This window comes from Corallococcus sp. AB018 (genome assembly GCF_003986945.1).
GTDB lineage: Bacteria > Myxococcota > Myxococcia > Myxococcales > Myxococcaceae > Corallococcus > Corallococcus exiguus.
The window spans coordinates 1-3,062 of record NZ_RAWR01000069.1 but is presented as its reverse complement, the minus strand read 5'-3'; the positions used below and the strand labels follow the sequence as shown (position 1 = coordinate 3,062).

The window sequence follows — 3,062 nt, the reverse complement described above, 5'->3', positions numbered from 1 at the left end:
CTCATGTACTCCGCGCTCGGGGACGCCATCGCGGGCGCCACCCGGGGCGGTGGCGTTCGCGAGAAGTAAGGCCTGCCGCTGATTCCGGGATGACGCCCTGCGCCGTTCTCTCGCGAGAAGCGGAGGGTGGGTCAAATCCGCACTGGCCACACTATTCCGTAGGCAACCGAGCTGTCATGGGGGCGCCCAGCCGGAAGTGCGAATGAATTCGCGTATTTATTGGAAGAGGCGGGATCCCCGAACTCATCACCGGAAGGACTCACGGTGTCGCTCAGAGGGGAACCTGCTCGCGGGGTCGTCCTCCCGCCAGGAGGGGGAGCAGGCCGGACGCCGGCCTGCTCGCCACCCGTCACCGACTGCGTTTTCAGCCCGCCTTCGCCAGCTGCGGCGGCGGCGCGGTCAGCAGGGCCGCCGTGGGCACGATGTAGTTCGCGGCCAGGAGGATCTCCGCGATGGCATCGCCCACGTTGGCCTGCGTGTCGTTGTACTCGGTGGGCTTGCAGAAGATGCACACCGCCAGGATGGGGCCCTGGAACGTGAACTCCGCGACCTCTACCTGCGGCACGGGCTTCTCCTGGACGCCCTTCACCGTGGCCATGCGATCCACCAGGGCCTGCTGAAGCACCCGCACGTCCACGCCGTGCATCAGCGGCACCTTCACCGTCATCTTGCGGTACGGGTGGTGGCTGTAGTTGATGATGTTGTCGCTGAACATCTGGTTGTTGCCCACGGCGATCCGCACGTTGTCCGACGTGTCGAGCGTGGTGACGAACAGGCCGATCTCCTGGACGATGCCCACGACGCCGCCCGCTTCAATCTCTTCGCCCACGCGGAAGGGGCGCAGCACCAGCAGGAAGATGCCCGCGGCGAAGTTGGCCAGCAGCCCGGACCAGGCCGCGCCGATGGCGATACCCGCGGCGGCGATCAACGCGGCGAAGGACGTGGTCTCCACGCCCATCAGCCCCAGGATGCCGACGATCAGCATTATCGTGAGCGTGCCGGTGAACAGCGAACCGACGTAGCGGATCAGCGTGGCGTCCAGCTGCCGCCGCTGCAGGCCCATGTCCAGCACCTTGCGGAAGCCGGCGATGACCGTCCGCCCGATGAACCAGACGAACAGCGCCCCAATGACCTTGAGCAGCAGCGGGAGCGCTTCGGTCAGGGCAAGTGACTTCAATTGAACGACGATTTCATCCATGGTTCGAACTCCCTTGACCCGGACCGGGTGTGCGACGTGCCTTTTGCACGGGACGGGTCGGGGCATGCAAGCCGGGTTGCCTTGAATCCATATTTTTCCACGAGGGCAGTCATGACCCGCCCGGGGTCGTGATGGCTGGGCCTTGCGTGGAGGGAGCGCGAGGCTGAGGTTGCGGCGCATGCGCCTCCTCCCGGTCGCGGTCTCGCTGTTCCTGAGCGCCTGCACGGCCTCCCGCGTCGCGGTTCCTCCGCCCGCGGGCGAGGAGGTGACGGTCTTCGTCCCTGGGTACCGCGGGTCGTTCCTCGCGACGGCGGACGGCGAGCATGAGCGGGCCTGGGTGTCCGTGGGCGACGTGCTGACGCGCGGTGAGCGGTCGCTGGCGCTGCCGTTTCCTGGCCAGCGGGCGACGCCGGGCTTCGGGCCGCTCGAGGCGGACGGGCCGGTGACGCGCTTCACGGTGCTGCCGTGGGTGGCTCGCTACGACGTCTACAAGCGCTTCCTGGAGTTCGGGCGCGAGCGGCTGCCGGGCTTCGTCGTCTTCGACTACGACTGGCGGCAGGACAACCGCGTGACGGCGAACCGGCTGTGCGCGCTGCTGGATTCGCTCGCGGAGGCGCGGGGTGGCCGGGTGAAGGTGAACCTGGTGGCGCACAGCATGGGCGGGCTGATCACGTTGCACTGCCTGCGCTACGGCACCGGTGACGACACGGGCGAGCCCACGTGGGCGGGCGCGCGGCACGTGAAGCGCGTGGTGTTCCTGGGCACGCCGTTCCGGGGCGCGCCGGGCATGTTCGACGACTTCACCCTGGGCACGCCGGTGGGACGCAACCGGTCGCTGCTGTCACCGGAGGCGCTCTTCACCTTCGCGTCCGCGTTCCAGCTCCTGCCCATGGAGAGCGACTTCTTCGTGGACGCGAGCGGCCAGCCGGTGACGTTCGATGCCTACCGTCCGGGCGCGTGGGTCGACGGCGGGTGGGGCGTGTTCCAGGACGCGGCGGTGCGGGAGCTGCCCGCGTATCGCCAGTGGCTGGAGCGCATGCTGGAGGCGCGCTCGCAGCTGGCGCGCTCACTCTCCGAGCACGATGAACCGCCGCCGCCCTTCCGCACGCTGGCGGTGGTGGGCGTGGGGCATCCGTTGATCAAGTCGTTCCGGCTCATCGACGGGAAGCCCACGTTCGAGGATCCGGTGCTCGCGGACGGAGATGGTTCGGTCCTGACGGCGCGGGCCATGCCGCCCGGGCCGCTCCACGTGGACCGGCTGGAGACGCAGGCGGACCACGTGGGGATGATGGGTGACGAGGAGGTCCAGGAGGCCGTCGCGCGCTTCGTCACCGGCGACTGACCTGGGGGCGGATCAGTCGCCCTGGATGGCGGCCTGCCAGTCGCCGTCCGAGGAGATGCCCACGCGCATGCCGATGTAGCTCTTCTCCTTGCGCATGTCGGTGATCATCTCGTCCGGATAGATGCCCTTGAGCAGGGCGAAGTCCGCGTCGGTGGCGCCTTCACGGAAGGCGGTGGGCCACCAGTACAGATTGCCCTCCTGGTAGAAGGGGAGGTTGAGGACGTGGACCAGCCGCGCCAGCACCGGCTGCGGGCTGTCCTTCCACTCCTCCTGGATGCGCCAGGTGGTGGCCATGTCCTGGTCGGGGTCGTAGGAGAAGCGCACGCTCGGGCCCTTCTCGTCCCCCAGCTTCTGGAGGCCCGCGTAGTCGCACGCGACGGCGGCCTTGATGATGCGCTCGCGCATGGACGCCACGGCCGGAGGCAGGGGCTTCGCGGTGGGCTTGGGGATGGGGCTCAGCCGGCTCGCCGAGCACGACGCCGCGGCCGGGGCGCTCGGCTTGGAGGCAGGCGGTGCAGGGGG

Annotated in this window: 3 protein-coding genes; 1 reads left to right on the top strand and 2 read right to left on the bottom strand. The window is 68.9% G+C overall.

Annotation, left to right across the window (positions count from 1 at the left end; all coding sequences use genetic code 11):
• Nucleotides 1-364 precede the first annotated feature (364 nt).
• The gene (locus D7Y11_RS16440; RefSeq protein WP_121752881.1) at nt 365-1,198 is read right to left on the bottom strand and encodes a mechanosensitive ion channel family protein; all 834 of its coding nucleotides are present in this window, start codon (nt 1,196-1,198) and stop codon (nt 365-367) included.
• 178 nt (nt 1,199-1,376) lie between these two features.
• Here D7Y11_RS16440 and D7Y11_RS16435 point away from each other — a divergent pair, with 178 nt between their 5' ends.
• Nucleotides 1,377-2,540, top strand: coding sequence for a hypothetical protein (locus tag D7Y11_RS16435; protein ID WP_120581166.1), 1,164 nt, complete (start codon nt 1,377-1,379; stop codon nt 2,538-2,540).
• Between the two features lie 12 nt (nt 2,541-2,552).
• On the opposite strand, the gene D7Y11_RS16430 is transcribed toward D7Y11_RS16435, so the two are convergent.
• The coding region (locus D7Y11_RS16430; RefSeq protein WP_233604948.1) for a hypothetical protein at nt 2,553-3,062 on the bottom strand (510 nt) is incomplete at its 5' end.

Bases quoted from the DNA above. Each gene is read 5' to 3' on its own strand.
- D7Y11_RS16440 (WP_121752881.1), bottom strand. From the start codon at position 1,198: ATGGATGAAATCGTCGTTCAATTGAAGTCACTTGCCCTGACCGAAGCG.
- D7Y11_RS16435 (WP_120581166.1), top strand. From the start codon at position 1,377: ATGCGCCTCCTCCCGGTCGCGGTCTCGCTGTTCCTGAGCGCCTGCACG.